17 protein-coding genes are annotated in these 19,010 nt (G+C 71.1%); 9 read left to right on the top strand and 8 right to left on the bottom strand.

Annotated elements, in window-relative coordinates; translation table 11 throughout:
• Window positions 1–83: 83 nt before the first annotated feature.
• Both VET29_RS27215 and VET29_RS27210 read left to right on the top strand, forming a co-directional pair.
• Window positions 84–1,790: a discoidin domain-containing protein gene (locus VET29_RS27215; RefSeq protein WP_324925502.1), complete on the top strand. Its 1,707-nt coding sequence runs from the start codon at window positions 84–86 to the stop codon at window positions 1,788–1,790.
• Between the two features lie 165 nt (window positions 1,791–1,955).
• Window positions 1,956–3,266 (top strand): replication-associated recombination protein A, encoded by a 1,311-nt coding sequence (locus VET29_RS27210; RefSeq protein ID WP_324925500.1) that lies wholly within the window; start codon window positions 1,956–1,958, stop codon window positions 3,264–3,266.
• Between the two features lie 114 nt (window positions 3,267–3,380).
• Here VET29_RS27210 and VET29_RS27205 read toward each other — a convergent pair whose 3' ends face one another.
• Window positions 3,381–3,794, bottom strand: coding sequence for a PRC-barrel domain-containing protein (locus VET29_RS27205; RefSeq protein ID WP_324925499.1), 414 nt, complete (start codon window positions 3,792–3,794; stop codon window positions 3,381–3,383).
• A 296-nt stretch (window positions 3,795–4,090) separates the two neighbouring features.
• Here VET29_RS27205 and VET29_RS27200 point away from each other — a divergent pair, with 296 nt between their 5' ends.
• Window positions 4,091–5,776 carry a SulP family inorganic anion transporter gene (locus tag VET29_RS27200; RefSeq protein WP_324925497.1) on the top strand — a complete coding sequence of 562 codons (1,686 nt, stop codon included), beginning with the start codon at window positions 4,091–4,093 and terminating at the stop codon, window positions 5,774–5,776.
• 47 nt (window positions 5,777–5,823) lie between these two features.
• Complete coding sequence (locus tag VET29_RS27195; RefSeq protein WP_324925495.1) at window positions 5,824–6,180, top strand: BlaI/MecI/CopY family transcriptional regulator; 357 nt, start codon at window positions 5,824–5,826, stop codon at window positions 6,178–6,180.
• 3 nt (window positions 6,181–6,183) lie between these two features.
• Here VET29_RS27195 and VET29_RS27190 read toward each other — a convergent pair whose 3' ends face one another.
• From VET29_RS27190 to VET29_RS27180, 3 genes are all read right to left on the bottom strand, one after another.
• The gene (locus VET29_RS27190; protein WP_324925493.1) at window positions 6,184–7,011 is read right to left on the bottom strand and encodes an alpha/beta hydrolase; all 828 of its coding nucleotides are present in this window, start codon (window positions 7,009–7,011) and stop codon (window positions 6,184–6,186) included.
• Window positions 7,012–7,121: 110 nt separating this feature from the next.
• Window positions 7,122–8,024, bottom strand: coding sequence for a M56 family metallopeptidase (locus VET29_RS27185; RefSeq protein WP_324925491.1), 903 nt, complete (start codon window positions 8,022–8,024; stop codon window positions 7,122–7,124).
• Between the two features lie 72 nt (window positions 8,025–8,096).
• Window positions 8,097–8,984: a GNAT family N-acetyltransferase gene (locus tag VET29_RS27180; protein ID WP_324925489.1), complete on the bottom strand. Its 888-nt coding sequence runs from the start codon at window positions 8,982–8,984 to the stop codon at window positions 8,097–8,099.
• 240 nt (window positions 8,985–9,224) lie between these two features.
• Here VET29_RS27180 and VET29_RS27175 point away from each other — a divergent pair, with 240 nt between their 5' ends.
• Window positions 9,225–12,233 carry a family 16 glycoside hydrolase gene (locus tag VET29_RS27175; RefSeq protein WP_324925487.1) on the top strand — a complete coding sequence of 1,003 codons (3,009 nt, stop codon included), beginning with the start codon at window positions 9,225–9,227 and terminating at the stop codon, window positions 12,231–12,233.
• A gap of 31 nt (window positions 12,234–12,264) precedes the next feature.
• Here the strand turns inward: VET29_RS27175 and VET29_RS27170 are convergent, their stop codons facing one another.
• Window positions 12,265–13,869, bottom strand: coding sequence for an FAD-binding protein (locus VET29_RS27170; protein WP_324925485.1), 1,605 nt, complete (start codon window positions 13,867–13,869; stop codon window positions 12,265–12,267).
• A complete protein-coding gene (locus VET29_RS27165) occupies window positions 13,869–14,000 on the bottom strand; it encodes a hypothetical protein (protein WP_324925483.1) in 132 nt (43 codons plus the stop codon). The genes VET29_RS27170 and VET29_RS27165 overlap by 1 nt, the downstream gene beginning before the upstream one ends.
• Before the next feature lie 58 nt (window positions 14,001–14,058).
• Here VET29_RS27165 and VET29_RS27160 point away from each other — a divergent pair, with 58 nt between their 5' ends.
• The 4 genes from VET29_RS27160 to VET29_RS27145 all read left to right on the top strand — a co-directional run bounded on the left by VET29_RS27160 (window position 14,059) and on the right by VET29_RS27145 (window position 17,054).
• Complete coding sequence (locus VET29_RS27160) at window positions 14,059–15,528, top strand: aldehyde dehydrogenase (RefSeq protein WP_324925481.1); 1,470 nt, start codon at window positions 14,059–14,061, stop codon at window positions 15,526–15,528.
• Window positions 15,529–15,538: 10 nt separating this feature from the next.
• Window positions 15,539–16,288 (top strand): SDR family oxidoreductase, encoded by a 750-nt coding sequence (locus VET29_RS27155; protein WP_324925479.1) that lies wholly within the window; start codon window positions 15,539–15,541, stop codon window positions 16,286–16,288.
• Complete coding sequence (locus VET29_RS27150) at window positions 16,285–16,647, top strand: carboxymuconolactone decarboxylase family protein (RefSeq protein WP_324925477.1); 363 nt, start codon at window positions 16,285–16,287, stop codon at window positions 16,645–16,647. The genes VET29_RS27155 and VET29_RS27150 overlap by 4 nt, the downstream gene beginning before the upstream one ends.
• Before the next feature lie 260 nt (window positions 16,648–16,907).
• Window positions 16,908–17,054, top strand: a complete 147-nt coding sequence (locus tag VET29_RS27145) for a hypothetical protein (protein WP_324925475.1) — start codon at window positions 16,908–16,910, stop codon at window positions 17,052–17,054.
• A 66-nt stretch (window positions 17,055–17,120) separates the two neighbouring features.
• Here VET29_RS27145 and VET29_RS27140 read toward each other — a convergent pair whose 3' ends face one another.
• Both VET29_RS27140 and VET29_RS27135 read right to left on the bottom strand, forming a co-directional pair.
• A complete protein-coding gene (locus tag VET29_RS27140) occupies window positions 17,121–18,308 on the bottom strand; it encodes a cytochrome P450 (protein ID WP_324925473.1) in 1,188 nt (395 codons plus the stop codon).
• Window positions 18,309–18,319: 11 nt separating this feature from the next.
• Window positions 18,320–18,973 carry a PaaI family thioesterase gene (locus tag VET29_RS27135; RefSeq protein WP_324925471.1) on the bottom strand — a complete coding sequence of 218 codons (654 nt, stop codon included), beginning with the start codon at window positions 18,971–18,973 and terminating at the stop codon, window positions 18,320–18,322.
• Window positions 18,974–19,010 lie beyond the last annotated feature (37 nt).

Raw genomic sequence — 19,010 nt, 5'->3', positions numbered from 1 at the left:
CGCTCGCGATCCGGACAGCACACTCGGACACGCGTTGGAGAGCGCTCTCCGAACCACTCCCCAACCCCTGCTGAGGAGACGCGATGAAGCGTGCTCTCGTACTGGTGCTCGCACTGCTGGCCGGTTTCCTGACGGCCCAGCCCGCCGTCGCCGCCCCGTCCGTGGTGCGGGTGACCGGCTCACAAGGCAACTGGCGGCTCACCGTGGACGGCGCCCCGTACACGGTCAAGGGCCTCACGTGGGGCCCACCGGTGTCGGAGGCGGCCGCCCGACTGCCCGACCTGCGGGCCATCGGCGTCAACACGGTCCGCACCTGGGGCACCGACGGCACCACACAACCGCTGCTGGACGCGGCGGCCGCCAACGGGATCAAGGTGATCAACGGCTTCTGGCTCCAGCCCGGCGGCGGCCCCGGCAGCGGCGGCTGCGTCAACTACGTGACCGACTCGAACTACAGGTCCACCATGCTCACGGAGTTCACCCGCTGGGTGAACGTCTACAAAGGACACTCCGGTGTGCTCATGTGGAACGTGGGCAACGAGTCCGTGCTCGGCATGCAGAACTGCTTCTCCGGGACGGAGCTGGAGAACCAGCGCGTCGCCTACGTCCGGTTCGTGAACGACGTCGCTCGCGCGATCCACGCCGCCGACCCGAACCACCCGGTCACGTCCACCGACGCGTGGACCGGCGCCTGGCCGTACTTCAAGGCCTACGCGCCCGACCTGGACCTGTACGCGGTGAACTCGTACAACGCCGTGTGCCAGGTGCGGAACGACTGGCAGGCCGGCGGCTACACCAAGCCCTACATCCTCACCGAGGGCGGTCCGCCCGGCGAGTGGGAGGTGCCGGCCGACGTCAACGGGGTCGCGGCGGAGCCGTCCGACGTGGCCAAGCGGGACGGCTACCGCAACGCGTGGAACTGCCTGATGTCGCACACCGGGGTCGCGCTCGGCGGCACGCTGTTCCACTACGGCACCGAACAGGACTTCGGCGGCGTGTGGTTCAACCTGGTGCCGGGCAACGAGAAGCGGCTGTCCTACTTCTCGGTCGCCGCCGCGTTCGGCGGCACGCCGCCGGCCAACCGGCCGCCGGTGATCTCCCGGATGGACCTCAGCCGGGTCACCGACGTGCCGGCCGGCGGGACGTTCACCGTCAGCGTCGGGGTGTCCGATCCCGACGGTGACCCGATCACCTACGAGCTTCGGCAGAACAGCAAGTACATCGACAACTCGGGCGCGCTGGTGCCGGCGTCCTACACCGGATCCGGACCGTTCACCGTCCGCGCGCCCGATCGGCTGGGCGTGTGGAAGCTGTACGTCCTCGCCCGCGACGGGCACGGCAACGTCGGCATCGAGTCCCGGTCGTTCCGCGTGGTGGCCCCGACTCCGCAGGGCGAGAACGTGGCGCGGGGCAGGCCGGCGACCGCGTCGTCCTACCAGCAGCAGGGCGACGGAGCGCCGTTCCCGCCGTCGAACACGGTGGACGGCTCGCTGACCACCCGGTGGGCGTCGGACTGGAGCGACCCGCAGTGGGTGCGTGTCGACCTCGGCGCGACGACCACGTTCCAGCACGTGCAACTGGTGTGGGAGGCGGCGTACGGCCGCGCCTACGACCTGCAGGTGTCGGACGACGACCGCACCTGGCGGACGGTGTACTCGACCACGACGGGCGACGGCGGCGTCGACGACGTCGACGTCACCGCGACCGGCCGCTACGTCCGGCTCTACGGCCACGCCCGCGGCACCGGGTGGGGCTACTCCCTGTACGAGCTGGGCGTCTACCGGCGCTGATCGACGGAGAGCGCTCTCTCGCCGGCCGGCGAGAGAGCGCTCTCGGCCTCGATCGGCATGGGGCCGCCTTCGCGGGGCATAGTGGCGGGGCAGCTCTACAATCGACCGACAGTTGGGTGAGCCCCCGGGTAGGCACGGGTCACCCGGGGGAGAGACGACCACCCGATGGACGATTCCGCACCGGCGCTAGCGCTTTTCGACGACGACGCGCCGCACCCGCTGGCGGACCGGCTGCGGCCACGGACCCTGGAGGACGTGGTCGGCCAGGAGCACCTGCTGGCGCCCGACGCCCCGATCGGACGGATGGTCGCCCAGCAGCGGCTGGTGTCGATGATCCTCTGGGGTCCGCCCGGGTGCGGGAAGACGACGATCGCCCGGCTGCTGGCGGAGCGGACCAAGCTCGCCTTCGAGCCCCTGTCGGCGACGTTCTCCGGCGTCGCCGACCTGCGGAAGGTGTTCCAGGCCGCCACGCGGCGGCGCACGGTCGGCCAGGGCACGCTGCTGTTCGTGGACGAGATCCACCGCTTCAACCGCGCCCAGCAGGACAGCTTCCTGCCCTACGTCGAGGACGGCACGGTCCTGCTCATCGGGGCGACGACCGAGAACCCGAGCTTCGAGCTGAACGGCGCGCTGCTGTCCCGCTGCCAGGTCTTCGTCCTCAAGCGGCTGGGTGACGCCGCGTTGGAGACGCTGGTCGCCCGCGCCGAGGCGCTGACCGGCCGGTTGCCGCTGACCGACGACGCCCGCGAGGCCCTGACCGCGATGGCGGACGGGGACGGCCGCTACCTGCTCAACATGGTCGAGCAGCTCCCCGAGGGCACCGAGCAGCTCGACGTCGCCGCGCTCGCCGAGCAGGTACAGCGGCGCGTGCCGCTGTACGACAAGGCGCAGGAGAGCCACTACAACCTGATCTCCGCACTGCACAAGTCGATGCGCGGCTCCGACCCCGACGCGGCGCTGTACTGGCTCGCCAGGATGCTGTCCGGCGGGGAGGACCCCCGCTACGTCGTGCGCCGGCTCGTGCGGTTCGCCAACGAGGACGTCGGGATGGCCGACCCGGAGGCCGTGCGGCAGGCGCTCGCCGCGTGGGAGGTCTACGAACGGCTCGGCTCACCCGACGGCGAGCTCGCGATCGCGCAGGCCGTGGTCTACCTGGCCACCGCCCCCAAGTCGATCTCGGTCTACCGCGGCTTCGAGGACGCGCAGCGGAGCGCGCGGCAGACCGGGTCGCTGATGCCGCCGGCACACATCCTCAACGCGCCCACCCGGCTGATGCAGGACATCGGCTACGGCAAGGACTACCAGTACGACCCCGACTCCCCCGACGGGTTCTCCGGCGCCGACTACTTCCCCGACGGCATGGCACGCGAGACCTTCTACCGCCCGACGCGCAACGGCCGCGAGGCCCCCATCCGCGACCGCCTCGAACAGTGGGCCGCCCTGCGCGCACGACGGCAGGAGAACCCCGGGAACTGAACGGGCCTGTCCCGGTGGACGGTCCCGTTCGCCGCGGGGTCCGCCGAAATCCGCGCCCGGCTCGTGGGTTCGTGGCCCGCGGCCGAGGTGTCCGGGCGGATCTTGCTGGCCAGGTCAGCGCTTCCGCCGCACCGGGTGGTACTCCCCCGTCTGCTGGGTCGAGCCGGGCCTGCGCACCGGCTGCCGTGCGCAGCCGTCGGGACCGGTGCCCTGCTTGCCGAGCCCGTAGTGGCGGAACAGCGCCGCCTGCTCCTCGTCGGTCATGTGGTCGTCGGTCGCCTCGATCCTCGGCGACTCCATGACCTTCTCCTTGTCGACCGCGACGCACAGCTGGTCATCGCGCAGCTCGGCACGCTGCAGCGGCACGAACGACTCCTTCGTGCCGAACAGCCCGGTATGGACCGACGCCCACGCCGGGTCGCCGGTCCGGTCGTTCACCCACACCCTCTTGACGGGGCCGATCCTCTCCCCCCTCGGGTCGATGACCTGGCACTCGTGCAACCGGTCGATCACGTCATGGCGAATCACGTCGTCCCCCCTTCCACTGCCGACAGCCCACCTGGGCTACTGGCATGCTTGCCCTCCGGCGCAACGACTATGCGTGCGTGATCGCCTTCTCACCCGTGTGAGCGAACAGTCCGTACCTGGTCAGGGGCGGCTGTCGCAGCGTGTGCGGTAGGGAAGGGCATGGGCACCGTCGACGAAGGCGTTGCGCCAAGGAGGCGAGGAACACGAGTCCGTGATCGCCGCCTGCTGGTGGCGGACACCCGCCACGCCCGGCCACGGTCGAGGAGGTTCGACCGCATCCGGGTGATGATGTCCGGATGAGATCGCGGCGCCGGAACCTCACCCCGCACGGCCTGCGCCTGCTCGGCCGGTACCGCCGGAGCTGGCTGCGCCCGGACGTGCTGGCCGGCGTGACGGTCGCCGCGTACCTCATCCCGCAGGTGATGGCCTACGCCGGCGTCGCGGGGCTGCCGCCGGTGGCCGGGCTGTGGGCCATCATCGGGTCCCTGCTCGTCTACACCGTCTTCGGCACGTCCCGGCAGCTCTCGGTCGGCCCGGAGTCGACCACCGCGCTGATGACCGCGGTGTCCATCGCCCCGCTCGCCGCCGGCGACCCCGCCCGCTACGCCGCCCTCGCGGCCCTGCTGGCGCTGTTCGTCGGCGTGCTGTGCCTGCTCGGCGCGCTCGGCCGCCTCGGCTTCCTCGCGGACCTGCTGTCCCGCCCGGTCCTCGTCGGCTACCTGGCCGGCGTCGCCGTCATCATGATCATCGGCCAGCTCGGCAAGGTGACCGGCGTCCCGGTGGCCGGCGGGTCGACGGTCGACGAGTTGCGGTCGTTCGCCACCGGACTCGGCCAGGTGCACGGCCCGACGCTGGCGCTCGCGGCCGGCGTGCTCGTCTTCCTGCTCGTGGGGGGCCGGCTGCTGCCCAGGCTTCCGGTCCCGCTGTTCGCCGTCCTCCTCGCCACCGGCGCCGCCGCGGTGTTCTCCCTCGCCGACCACGGCGTCCGGCTCATCGGCACCATCCCGGCCGGCATACCGGTCCCGGCCGTGCCCGCGGTCTCCGGGGCCGACCTCGCCACGCTGCTGCTCCCGGCGCTCGGCGTCGCGGTCGTCGGCTACTCCGACAACGTGCTCACGGCCCGCTCGTTCGCCACCCGCAACGACTACCGCGTCGACGCCAACGGCGAGCTCCTCGCGCTGGGCGCGGCCAACATCGCCGCCGGCGTGCTGCACGGCTTCCCGGTCAGCAGCAGCGCCAGCCGCACCGCCATCGGCGACAGCCTCGGCAGCCGCTCACAGCTCCACTCGCTCGTCGCGGTCGGCGCGGTGGTCCTGGCTCTGGTGTTCGGCCGCCCGGTACTGGCGACATTCCCGATGGCCGCGCTCGGCGCGCTGGTGATCTACGCCGCGCTCCGCCTGATCCAGCTCGACGAGTTCCGCCGCATTGCCGCGTTCCGGGCCAGTGAGCTGGCCCTGGCACTGGCCACCACGGCGGGCGTGCTGCTGCTGGACGTCCTCGACGGCGTGCTGGTCGCGATCGGACTGTCCATTCTGGACCTGCTGCGCCGCATAGCCCGGCCCCACGACGGCATCCTCGGCCAGGTGCCGGGCGTGGCCGGCATGCACGACATCGACGACTACCCCGAGGCCACGACGATCCCCGGCCTGGTCGTCTACCGCTACGACGCGCCGCTCTGCTTCGCCAACGCCGAGAACTTCCGCCACCGCGCCCTCACCGCGGTCGACGACTCCCCCACGCCGGTCGAATGGTTCCTCCTCAACGCCGAGGCCAACATCGAGGTCGACATCACCGCCGTGGACGCACTCGAGGACCTCCGCGCCGACCTGGCGAAACGCGGCGTCGTCTTCGCGATGGCCAGGCTCAAACAGGATCTCCGGGACCTGCTCACCCCGACCGGCTTCCTCGACCGGGTCGGCGAGGACCACATCTTCCCCACCCTGCCAACGGCCGTCCGCGCCTTCACCGCGAGGTCACCATGACCATCCCAGCACGCCGGTGCCCAGTACCATCCCGGCTGGGAGGAGCGATGCACGGTCTCGGCGAACTCGAATCCGCGGTCATGGACGTGTTGTGGCAGGCGTCCGAGCCACTGCCGGTGCGTGCGGTGCTGGAGCGGCTCGACACCGGTCGCCGGCTCGCCTACACCACCGTGATGACGGTGCTGGACAACCTGCACCGCAAGGCGTGGGTGAGCCGTGCGCAGCAGGGCCGCGCCTACCACTACCGGCCGGAGATCAGCCGTGAGGAGGCCGCGGCGCGTGCGGTGCGCGCGGTGCTCGACTCCTCCGGGAACCCCAGCGCGGTCCTGATGCACTTCGTCGCGTCGGTGTCCGACGAGGAAGGGGACGCGTTGCGCAGGGCACTGCGCAGGCGGCGGCGTTGACCCTCAGCCGACCAGGAAGTCGACCAGCACGCGACTCGTCGCTTCCGGGTGGGTCATCAGGCCGGCGTGTGCGGCGCCGGGGATCTCGACGAACTCACCGTGCGGCAACAGCTCCGCGGCGGCACGGCCGGCCCGTGGCGGGAACAGCGGGTCGTGCTCGAACGCGGCGACGAGCACCGGCACCGTGATCCGCCGCAGCGCGGTGAGCCGGTCGGTGCGGCTCACCCACGTGCCCGCGGCGGCGGACTGCCCGATCTCCCCATCGGCCGAGGTCCAGAACTGGCCCTGCACGGCGAGGATCTCCCGCCACTGCCTGACGAACTCGTCGTCGTCGCGCAACGCGTTCGGCGCGAGCCCGGTGCACAGCGCCTGGAACGTCGCCGCCGCCGCCGGGATCCGGCCCGCGACGGTGATCAGCTCACGCTCCATGGCCAACGCCGCCACCAGTGCCTGGGTGGTCGGGCCGGCGCCGGCGAGCAGCACCGCGCGGGCCACGAGGTCGGGGCGGGACCGAACGAGGGACTCCAGCGTGAAGCTGCCCAACGAGTACCCGACGGCGGCCACGTCCCGCAGCCCCAACGCGTCGAGCAGGCCGGCCGCGTCCGCCGCCAACTGCCCGACGGTGTAGGGGGCGGGCGGCGCGTCGCTCGGCACCACCCCGCGGGCGGCATAGGTGACCACCTGGAAACCCCGGCGCGCCAACGCTTCCACGAGGCCACACGCCTGCCACGCGACCGGCGGCATACCGGTGCCGCCGAGCAGCAGCACCGGCCGCCCCGCACCCGCGAGCTCGTAGGCGATCCGCACCCCGCCAACCACCACCGAGTCCACGCCGTCTCTCCTTCGAGCTACTATTCTGCATAGTAGCTTGAAAATCTTCGACGGTCGGGACCCCACGTGGACATCGTGTCCGCAGGCTACTAACCCACATCGTAGCCAGCCTACGTCGCGAACCGGAAGAGCTCCTGAAGGTCGTACAGGCACTCACAGGTCCACACCACCGTGCTGACCGCGACGAGCAGCGGCACCACCGCCGGGAACCGGCGTTGGACCGACGTGTCCAGCAAGGCCATGACCCGGCGCGGCGTCTGACCGTGCCGGGAGCCGACGTGCAGGGCCCCGGCCCGCCGCGCACCCGTCGTGTGCGTCGCCACCAACCCGAGCGCGTCGGCGACCCGCTGCCGGTCGCCGACGGTCCTGGCCGCGGTCTCGTCGGCCGTGCGTTCGGCCAGGTACTCGACCTCGCGGACCATCGGGAACAGGACGGGATGGATCGCCGCGCCCAGCCGGGTCAGCCAGACGAGATCGTGGTGCCGCTGGTCGAGATGGCCGCGTTCGTGGGCGATGACCGCGGCGAGCTGGCCGGGGTCGAGCAGGTCGCGCATCGCCGTGGTGATCACGATCCGCGCGGGGCGGCCGGGCAACGCGAAGGCGTCGACGACCCGGCTCGACGCGACCACGACCTGTTCGCCACCCGGCAGCGCGGCCGCCAGCCGGCTCGCCACGCCGACCGCGCGACGATGCCGCAGGACGGCCAGGAGCACGGCGAGACCCGCTGCCGCACACCACACCAGGCACAGCCAGGGCGCCCACGGCTCGTGCACGCTGTCGGCCGCGACGACACGGTAGGACCAGCCGCCGAGGACCGCGACGGCCGGTATCTCGGCCAGCGCCTTCACCGCGAAGCTGGCGAGGTTCAACGCGGCCGAGACGCCGACGGCGAACGTGGTCCACGCGAACACGCGGACCGCGAGGTCGGGCCGGAGCCGGTCGACGAGCAGGTGTCCGGCGGCGAGCACCAGCAGCGGGACGACAACCACCGACCACGCGAAATGGTCAAACATCGAACCCCTGTACGGCCACTGACTCTCGGGTTGGGACATAGCGAGTTGGACATCTCGGGTTGCACACAGAAGCTAGCCGACCGGACGCGCCGGTGACAACGCCGGCCAGCCGGTCCCGTCCGGACCGTGCCTGACGAGGACGGCTCTGGTGTAGAGCAGGTCGAAGCCCTGTCGCTGCGCGTTCTGCTGCGACCTGGACCCGGGCTGGGTGGTGATCACCGCGATGTCGCAACCCGCCTCGGCGGCGTCGGCCAGCCGGGTCGACAGCAACGCGGACTGGACACCCCGACGGCGGTGTGCCGGCAGGGTCGCCGCGCCCGCGAACTGCGCGACGCCCTCCGCGACACGCAGGCCGGCCCCACCCGCGAGGACACCGTCGCGCAGTGCGGCATAGCGCCCCACGCCGGCCGCGGCGAGCCGGCGCTCGGCGCGCAGGTAGGTCTCACGGGGAAACTCCTCGTGCCAGGGCAGTCCCTGGCTGTCCGGGTGGGCGACACCGTCGGCCACCACCTCGAGCCAGCGTTCGAACTCGTCGTCCCCACTGCGGCGGACCACGACCCCACTCGGCATCGGCCGTTCGTACTCGCCGTCGAGGGCAAGGCCGAGCACGTTCTCGAACGACTCGAGACGGTAGCCACGCCCGGTGAGCAGCACCCCGACCGCGGGGTCGGCGAGGTGCGCGAGCTCGACCTGTACCGCGGCGCCGTGCGCGGCGAAGGCCTGCTCGATCCCGTCCAGGTCGGCCACGCCGGGCACCCCGCCGAAGCCGAGGCCGGCGACCTTGTTGAACGGCGAGCCCGGCTCGGCGAAGCACGCCACCCCGCCGGCGATGGCGCGCACGAATCCCGCCGAGTCGACCTGAGCGGCGCGACCGCACGCGGCGATGAGGCCCGCCTCGACCCGCTCGATCCGCCCGGCGAGCGCGGTGTCACAGAACAGGGACGTGCGGTTGGCGTTCACAGCGGTCCACTGTGCCCGACCCGATCCGCCGGCTCCACGCCTTTTGCCTGGCCACCGGCCCGGCGCCGGCAGCGCTCCCGAGTGGTAGTGTCCGACTACTATTCGTAGTTCTTACGGTTGATGACGACGAAAGTCTGTATGTCAACCACAAAAGATGCTTCCACTTTTGCTGTTCTGACGGAAAGATCCTCCTAGGTGGCACGACCGGGTTCCGGCTCGGGTGATCTTCAAGGAGGAAGAATGCGTTTACCATCGCGGCGCCATCGCAGGAGAGGCCTGGCCGGTCTTCTCTGTGCCGGCGTCCTCGGCTCGCTCGCCGTCCTGACGGCACCGGCTGCCACGGCCCAGCCCGCGGAGCTGCCGCCCCAGGAGCCCGGCGTCACCCTGCGCACCTACGACCTGCAGGTGCCGTTGACCGAGGTCTGCACCCTCAAGACCGGCCAGACCCCCAACGTCGACAAGCTCATGCCGACGATCGACTGGACCACCGGCGCCCAGTTCGGGCTCGAGAGCAACTTCGTCACCCATGCCATCGGCAACCTCGACATCGCGGAAGCCGGCACCTACACGTTCCGCCTGACCAGTGACGACGGTTCACGGCTCTACCTCGACGACGCGCTCGTCATCGACAACGACGGGCTGCACGGCGAGCAGGCCAAGGACGGCACGCTCACCCTGACCGCCGGCCACCACAAGCTGCGGATCGAGTACTTCGAGGCGGGCGGCGACCAGGTGCTCCGGCTCGCCTGGCTGCCACCGGGTGCCACCGACTTCGCGATCGTCCCGAGCGACGTCCTCTCGACCGACGCCGGCGTGGTGCGCGTGACCGCGCCGGGGCGCAAGGAGTGCGAGGGCCAGACCGACAGCCCCGGCGACGGTCTCCCCCTCCACGACGTGAACCCGAACTACACGCTGACCAACCTGCGCCCCGACGGGTTCGAGCCGCAGGTGTCCGCGATGGACTGGACCAAGGACGGCAGGCTCGTCATCGCCACCTGGGGCGGCAGCCTCAACACCCTCGGCGAGGTCTACATCCTCGACCACGTCACCGGGCGGACCGGCCCGAACAAGGTCACCTACAAGAAGATCGCGAGCGGGCTGCGGGAGCCCATGGGCCTCAAGGTCGTCGACGGGATGATCTACGTCTCCCAGAAGCACGAGCTGACCGAGCTGCGCGACACCAACGGCGACGACGTCATCGACAGGCAGCGGACGGTCGCGACCTGGCCGCTCGGCGGCAACTTCCACGAGTTCGCGTTCGGCCTGCTCTACCGGGACGGCAACTTCTACATGAACCTGTCGGTCGCGATCGACTACGGCGGCGCGACCACCAACCCCCAGCTCGTGCCCAACCGCGGCACGAGCCTCGTGGTGAACCGCAGGACCGGGAAGGTCACCTACGTCGCGGGCGGCCTGCGTACCCCGCACGGCATCGGCTGGGGACCGCACGACGAGGTCTTCGTGACCGACAACCAGGGCGGCTGGCTGCCCGCGTCGAAGCTGGTGCAGATCAAGCAGAACCGGTTCTTCAACCACTACACCAACCCCGCGGGTCCGTTCGACGCCAACCCGGTGACCAGGCCCGTCCTGTGGATGCCGCAGAACGAGATCGCGAACTCCCCGGCCATGCCGGTGACGCTGCGGTCCGGGCCGTTCAAGGGGCAGCTGCTGATCGGCGACGTCACCTACGGCGGCCTGCAGCGCGCGTACCTGGAGAAGGTGAACGGCGAGTACCAGGGTGCGTTGTTCCGGCACACGCAGGGGCTGGAGGTCGGTCTCACCGAGACCACGATCGGGCCCGACGGCGCGCTCTACGTCGCGGGGCTCGGCGCGGACGGCAACTGGGGCCAGGAAGGAAAGCTGAAGTTCGGCCTGCAGAAGCTGACTCCCAACGGCCACAACACCTTCGACATGAAGTCGATGAGCGCCACGCGGACCGGCTTCCGGGTCACCTACACCCAACCGCTGTCGGACGAGACCGTCGCGAAGATCGCCGAGGACGCCGGCGCGGCCTACCAGGTCCAGCAGTGGCGCTACGCCGCGACCGAGCAGTACGGCGGCCCGAAGGTGGACGAGGAGGCGCTGCCGGTCACCTCCGCCACGGTGTCCCGGGACCGCAGGACCGTGACGCTGAAGGTCGTGGGCCTCAAGTCCGACCACGTCGTGCACCTGCGCTCACCGCGCCCGTTCGCCGCGGCGAACGGCGAGGAGCTGTGGAGCACCGAGGCCTGGTACACGCTCAACGCCATCCCCGGCAGGCATGAGCGCCAGGTGTTCTACGAGGCCGAGGAAGGCCGCCGCGAGGGTGGTGCCGGGGTGAACGCCGACCACCGCGGCTACACGGGCATCGGGTTCGTCGACCGGTTCGGCAACCAGGGCGCGTCCACCACGATGCACGTGACCGTGGACCACGCCGGCCGCTACGACGTCGGGCTGCGTTACTCCAACGGCCCCAACCCGTTCTCGGGCGACAAGTCCGTGAGCGTCTACGTCAACGGCGAGAAGATCCGCCAGACCGTCCTACCCACCACCGTGACCTGGGAGGACTGGGCCACCAGGACCGAGACGCTGTCCCTGCGCCGCGGGCTCAACACGATCCAGTACAAGGTGGACGATGGTGACACCGGGCACGTCAACCTCGACCTGATCTCGGTCCGCGAACCGGGCAGGCGGGTCGTCCTGTTCGACGGCAGGAACACCGACGAGTGGCGGCACACCGACGGCCGGGTGGCGAGCTGGCCACTGGTCGGCGGCGGGGCCATGCAGGTCAAGAACGGTGACCTGCGCACCAAGGACTCGTACACCGACTTCCGGTTGCACGTCGAGTTCAAGGTGCCGCAACTGCCGCCGGAGGTGACCGGGCAGAACCGCGGCAACAGCGGTGTCTACCTGCAGGAGCGCTACGAGGTCCAGATCCTCGACTCCTACGGCGACACCACGCTCGCCGACAACGAGGCCGGCGCGATCTACACGCGCAAGGCACCGGACGTCAACGCGGCCAGGCCCCCGGAGACCTGGCAGACCTACGACATCTGGTTCCACGCCGCCCGCTACGACGCGGCGGGGACCAAGACCGAGGACGCGCGGGTGACGGTGGTGTGGAACGGCAAGGTCGTCCACCGCGACTACGCCATTCCGGGCGTGACCGGGGGCAGCATCGCGGAAGGCCCCTCGACGGGGGCCATCCGGTTGCAGGACCACGGGAACGCCGTCCAGTTCCGCGACATCTGGATCCAGCCGCTGAGCTGACGGAGCGGGTGGGGCCCGGCACCGCCGGGCCTCACCCGGTCTCGTTGTCGGCGCGGGCGGCGATCGCCGCCGCCGCCCGGCGGCCGGAGAAGACGCAGTCGGCGATGGCCAGGCCGCTGACGTAGGACTCCGAGCAGACACCCACCGCGGTGCGCCCCGCCGCGTACAGGCCCGCCACCACGCCGCCGTCCGCACGCAGCACCGCACCGGTCTCCTCGCACACCGCGAGCCCGCCCAGGGTGATGACCGGGCACGGGAACCCGGGCTGTGTGCGCAGCGAACAGTCGAAGGCGTAGTACGGTCCGGTCTCCAGTGGACGGACGTGGCCGGCGTCCTTGCCCATCGCGTCCGGCCTGCCGCTCCGGGCGTCCTCGTTGTACGTCTCGATCGTGTGCCGGAGTCCCTCGGCAGCCACGCCCAGCTCGCCGGCCAGCTCGTCGATCGTGGCTCCCCTTGCGTGACCGAACAGGAACAGGTACTTCATCTGCGTCCACTGGAACCACAGCGTCTGGCTCGGCAGCTGCCGCTTCGCCTCGTCGAGGACGCGCCGGTCCACGACCAGGTAGGCCCTCGACCCCGTCTGCCGGGCGATGTGGTCGCCGATCCTGGCGCCGTAGAGGGTCTCGTCGCAGACCCGCTCGCCTTCCTGGTTCACCAGCACGCCGTCGACCAGTGCGATCGGCGGGTTGAAGAAGCGCCAGGCCGACACCCGGTGCAGGCGGTCGGTGACCCCGCCCGCCTGCACCCCGAGCCGGATCCCGGTGCCGTCGTCGCCGATCGTGCCGAGCGAGGAGCCACCCTTGTAGGCGGGTGCGTGCTCGGCGAGCATCTTCCGGTTGAACACGAACCCGCCCGCGGCCAGGATCACCCCGTCGCGTGCCAGGAAGCGCCGCGTGACGCCGTGTCGTGCCTCGATGCGCCGGATCGGGCGGTCGAGCAGCCGGCCCGCCGGGCGGTAGTAGATGTTGAGCTTGCGGTTGGCCCCGGCCAGCATCCGGTGCGCGAGGCGGGCGAACGGCGCCACGATCTCCCGGCACTCCACCCCGACCACCCGGCCGGACGCGTCGGTGAGCAGGCGCGACGCCGCGGTCTGGTAGCGCACCCTGACGGGTCGCCGCGCCACCGCCCGGCGCAGCGCCGCGAACAGCGTCCGGCCCGACATGCCGGCGCCGTGCGCGCGGTGGCCGCGCGGCGCGGGCGGGGCCTGGTCCCGGTAGGGCCGCGCGAGCTCGTTGCCGGAGTAGTAGAGGTAGTGGTCGTTGGTCGGGTACGACGTCTTCCTCGGGGCCATGCTGGCGTCGAAGGGAACGCCGTTCTCCTCCAGCCAGCGCAGGTTGTCCACGCTCTGCGCGCAGAAGCGTTCGAGGGTCGCCGCCGACACGACGTCGCCGGTCTCGAACCGCAGGTAGGCGAGCATCGCCTCCGCCGTGTCCGTGACGCCGGCCGCCACCTGCTGGCGGGTGCCGCCGCCCGCGTACACGATGCCGCCGCTGATGGCCGTCGCGCCGCCGCCGGAGAACCGCTCCACCACCAGGACGTCGCGGCCGCGGTCGGCCGCCTCGATCGCGGCGCAGGCGCCCGCGCCGCCGAACCCGACGATCACGACGTCGGCCTCGGCGTCCCAGTCCGGGGACATCACGCGCGTCCGGGGGTGAACGTCACGGGCATGGACTCGATGCCCGACACGAAGTTGGCCCGGGGAGGAAGCCGGCGCCGCGGTATCCGTGCCATGAGGACATGCCGGCCACAGGTCAACGTGATGGACATCCGCGTCCTCCCCGGCCTCGCTTGCGTTGGACACTACAGCAAACTATCGTCTGGACACATGTCCAGTCTAGGGTGGTGGTCACCGGACGCCGCGCACCTGCTGGTCGACGGCGGGCTTCGCCCCGGACGCGCGGGCAGGTTCCCGACGGTCGACCCGGCGACCGAGGAGGTGCTCGGCACGGCGGCGAACGCGGGCGCCGCCGACCTCGACGACGCGATCGGCGCCGCCCGCCGCGCCTTCGACGACACGGACTGGTCCCGCGACACCGCGCTGCGGGCACACTGCCTGCGCAGGCTCGGCGAGGTGCTCACCGCACACGGCGACGACCTGCGTGCGCTCACCGTGGCCGAGGCGGGCGTCCCGGTCGCGCTGACCCACGGCCCGCAGCTCGACGTCCCGGTCGCCGGCCTCGCCTGGTTCGCCGAACTGGCCGGCGCCTACGAGTGGCGCCAGGACCTGGGGATCGCGACGCCCATGGGGGTCCGCAGCCGGCGCACCGTGGTGCGGGAGCCCGCCGGGGTCGTCGCCGCGATCACACCGTGGAACTTCCCGCACCAGATCGCACTCGCCAAGCTGGGTCCGGCGCTCGCCGCGGGCAACACCGTGGTGCTCAAGCCCGCGCCGGACACCCCGTGGTGCGCGGCGGCCGTCGGCAGGCTGATCGCGGAGGAGACGGACTTCCCGCCCGGGGTGGTCAACATCGTGACCTCGGCCGACCACGGCATCGGCGCCCTGCTCGCGGAGGACCCGAGGGTCGACCTCGTCTCGTTCACCGGCTCCACCGCCACCGGGCGGTCGGTGATGGCCGCGGCCGCGACCCACCTGACGAAGGTCTTCCTGGAGCTCGGCGGCAAGTCCGCCTTCGTCGTGCTCGACGACGCGGACCTCGCGAGCGCCTGCGCGATGGCGGCGTTCATGGTGTGCACGCACGCCGGGCAGGGCTGCGCGCTCACCACCCGCCTGCTCGTGCCGCGCGCCCGTCACGACGACGCGGTGGCGGCGACCGCCGCGGTGCTGAGCGGCATCCGCTGCGGCGACCCCACCGACCGTCGCACGATCTGCGGACCGCTGATCTCCGCGCGGCAGCGCGACCGGGTCGAGGGCTACCTCGCGCTCGCGACGGCCGAGGGCGGCAGGATCGTGTGTGGCGGCGGCCGCCCGCACCACAAGGGTTTCTACGTCGAGCCGACGCTCATCGCGGGGCTGGACAACGACTCGCGGGTGGCACGGGAGGAGATCTTCGGGCCGGTGTTGGTGATCATCCCGCACGACGGTGACGACGACGCTGTGCGGATCGCCAACGACTCCCCCTACGGGCTCTCCGGTGCCGTCCACGGCACCGACCTCGACCGCGCGCGTGCCGTGGCCGGGCGGATCCGCACCGGCACGCTCAGCGTCAACGGCGCGGTCTGGTATGCCGCCGACGCGCCGTTCGGCGGCTACAAGCAGTCCGGGATCGGCCGGGAGCTGGGTGTTGCCGGCTTCGAGGAGTACCTGGAGACCAAGGTCATCGCCGAGCCCGCGTAGAGGAGCTTTCATGGGTCGTTTCGACGGCAAGGTCGCCATCGTGACCGGTGCGGCACAGGGCATCGGCGAGGCCTACGCCCGTGCCCTCGCACAGGAGGGGGCGAACGTGGTGGTGGCGGACGTGAACGCCGAGCGCGGCGAGCGGGTGGCCAAGCAGATCACCGCCGACGGCGGCACGGCCGCCTACCGACAGGTCGACGTCTCGGTCGTGGCGTCCACCACCGCCATGGCTGAGTCCACTGTGGACCAGTTCGGCGGTATCGACCTCCTCGTCAACAACGCCGCGATCTACGGCGGGATGAAGCTCAACCTCCTGCTCGCCGTCGACTGGGACTACTACAAGAGGTTCATGGCGGTGAACTTCGACGGCGCGCTGCTGTGCACCCGCGCCGTCGCACGGCACATGCGGAAACGGGGCGGCGGCGCGATCGTCAACCAGTCCTCGACCGCCGCGTGGACCTACTCCTCCTTCTACGGCCTCGCGAAGGCCGGGGTCAACAGCCTCACCCAGCAGCTCGCGACCGAGCTCGGCGGCTCGGGCATCCGGATCAACGCCATCGCGCCCGGCCCGACCGACACCGAGGCCACCCGTACGGTCACCCCACCCGAGATCGTCCGGCAGATGGTCGAGCGACTGCCGATCAAACGCATGGGCACGCCGGCCGATCTGGTCGGCCTGTGTTTGTTCCTGCTCTCCGCCGAGGCGGGATGGATCACCGGTCAGATCTTCAACGTCGACGGCGGACAGGTAATGCGATGAACGAGAAACGCGAACGCGGGCTGGAGATGATGCGCGAGGTCTACGGCTGGGAGATGCCGGACCTGCCCGGCGAGTTCTTCGCCCAGACGGTGGACCACCTGTTCGCCGAGATCTGGACCCGACCGGGCCTGACCCTGCGCGACCGCCGGCTGCTCCTGCTCGGCGCGATCGCCGCGCAGGGCCTCGACGACATCGCCGCGATCCAGGTCAAGGCCGCGCTGCGCAACGAGGAAATGGACGCGGAACAGCTCCGCGAGGCCGTCGTCTTCCTCACCCACTACGTCGGCTGGCCACTGGGCAGCAAGCTGTCCATGACCGTGGACAAGGCGATAGCGAAACACGAGAAAAAAGACTCGTGAGAATTCGGTTGTCCGCGCCGCGGACCCGGCAATAACCAACCGTTCATCGCCGGCGGATATTGCCGTTCACACGCCGGGAAAACGAACGACCGCCATGATGTCGAATATCTTTCGACCTTGTCTCGACGCCGCCAACTCCCGTCGACCCGTCGCGGAACGCGCCTACAGTCGGGATATCGGGCGCCGGCTGGCTCAGGCACCCGATCCGCGAGCAGACGCCTACCGTCTGTCGAAGAGGGGAGACGAGAATGTTGGTCGCAATGCCGTTAGGAACTCTGGTCAAGCTGGTCCTGGCACTCGTCGTGGCACTGACGGTGGTCGTGGTTCTCGTGAGCGGGCTCGGCACGCAGGACACCAACGTCCCGCGGGACACGCCACCGACCGCGGACATCCGCGCCGACCGCTGAGCACACCGGTCACCGCGTGACTTCGGCCGGCGCATCGCCGGCCGCCGGCCGAAAACAGCGCACCGCTCAGCGCGGCGTCACCCGCATGGGCAGCGTCGCGAACCCACGTACGTTCGTCGAGTGGACCCGTGCCGCTGCGGTGTCGTCGATCTCGTAGTCGGCGACTCGGGCGACGATCTCGGTGAGCGCCACCCGTGCCTCCAGCCGCGCCAGGGACGCGCCGAGGCAGAAGTGGACGCCCGCACCGAAACTGGCCAGCTTCTGGCCGGGTTCGCGGTCGACTCGATACGTGTCACCGTCGGGGAAGGCGGCCTCGTCCCGGTTGGCGGAGCCGATCAGCAGCAGCACACGGGCACCGGCGGGCACCGTCCGGCCGTGGTAGTCGAGGTCGGTGGCCGCCGTGCGGACGAGGATCTGGCTCGACGTGTCGTAGCGCAGGGTCTCCTCGACCCACGCGGGCACCAGCGCCGGGTCGGCCAGCACGCGCGAACGCTCACCGGGGTTGCGCCACGCCCAGTACAGCGCGTTCCCGAGCAGCTTGGTCGTGGTCTCGTTGCCCGCCACGACCATCAGGAACAGGAACCCGACGATGTCCTCGTCGGACAGGCGTACGCCGTCGAGCTCGGCGTCCAGCAGCGCCGAGACCAGGTCGTCACCCGGCCGGCGCCGCCGTTCCCCGATCATGGTCACGTAGTACCTGGCCAGTTCGAGAGCGGCCTCGATGGCCGCCGGCGGCACGTCCAGCACGCCGTCCGCGCGGTGCATGACGGCGTCGGCCAGCGTGCGCAGCCGGTCCCGGTCCGCCACCGGAACCCCGAGCAGCTCGGCGATCACATCCATCGGGAGCTTGCCCGCGAACTCGCCGATGGCGTCGAACTCCTTTTCTGCCAACGCCTTGTCGAGGTGCTGGCGCGTCAGCTCGGTGACCCGCCCCGCCAGCTCGGCGACCCGCCGGGGCGTGAAACCCCTGGACACCAACGCCCGCATGCGCAAATGCCGCGGTTCGTCCATGGCCAGGAAGGACATCGTGCGGTACGCGTGCGGTCCGTAGGCGGCCGGGTCCAGTGACACGCCGTTGGCCGACGACAGCCGCGTGTTGTCCCGGAACCCCGCCGTCACGTCCGAATACCGTGACAGCGCCCAGAAGTCCTGGTCCTCGTTGTGGTACAGCGGCGCGTGCGCGCGCAACCACGCGTAGGTGGGGTATGGGTCCTCGTGGAAGTCGTAGTCGTACGGATTGAACTCACTGGACACATGTCCAGACACTACTCTTGACGGCGTGCCGGGGCAACGCCACGGAACAGCACCAGCACCGCGGTGGCGGTCGCGGTGACCTGGTCGCCGGCACGCAGCTCCGCCGCGGCGGACAGCCTTCGCCCGTCCCGCCGGACCAGCCGTCCCTCGACGTGCAGCGGCACCCCGTACGGCGTGCCCGCGTGGTAGTCGACGGTCAGCGAGGCCGTCATGCCGGGCGAGCCGGCCGATGCCACCGCGCGCCCGACGGCGTGGTCGAGCACGGCGGCCACCCAGCCGCCGTGCACCCGGCCGGGCGGGCCCTCGTGCGCCACCGAGAACACACACTCGGCCAGGACCGAGTCCGCGCCGGTGCGGTGCCACACCAGGGGTGGCGCGAGCGGGTTTCCCACACCCTCCACGGGATTGTTCACGCTCAGCCGGCCACCACCGGCCAGTGGCGCGAACAGCGCCGCCGTGTCCCGGGCACCCGGGCGCAGCGACGCGGTCACCGCGCCGACCCGCGCCGCGGCCGCGAGCAGGTCCACCGCGTCGTCGTCGGCCAGCAGCGCGGCCTCGACCAGCTCGCGGATCCGGGCCGCGAGCGCGACCCGGCCGGGCGGCGGTTCGCCGACCACCGGCGGGTTCGGCAGTCCCGCCGTCGCCACGAGGTCCGGCTGGTCCATGGTCGTCCTCCTCGGGCCGAACGAGAACACGTTCTTG

Origin of the sequence: Actinophytocola sp. (assembly GCF_035634895.1) — a bacterium.
Classification (GTDB): domain Bacteria; phylum Actinomycetota; class Actinomycetes; order Mycobacteriales; family Pseudonocardiaceae; genus Actinophytocola.
Note: the sequence above shows the minus strand (reverse complement) of the source record. Positions and strands in the feature narration are given on the sequence as shown.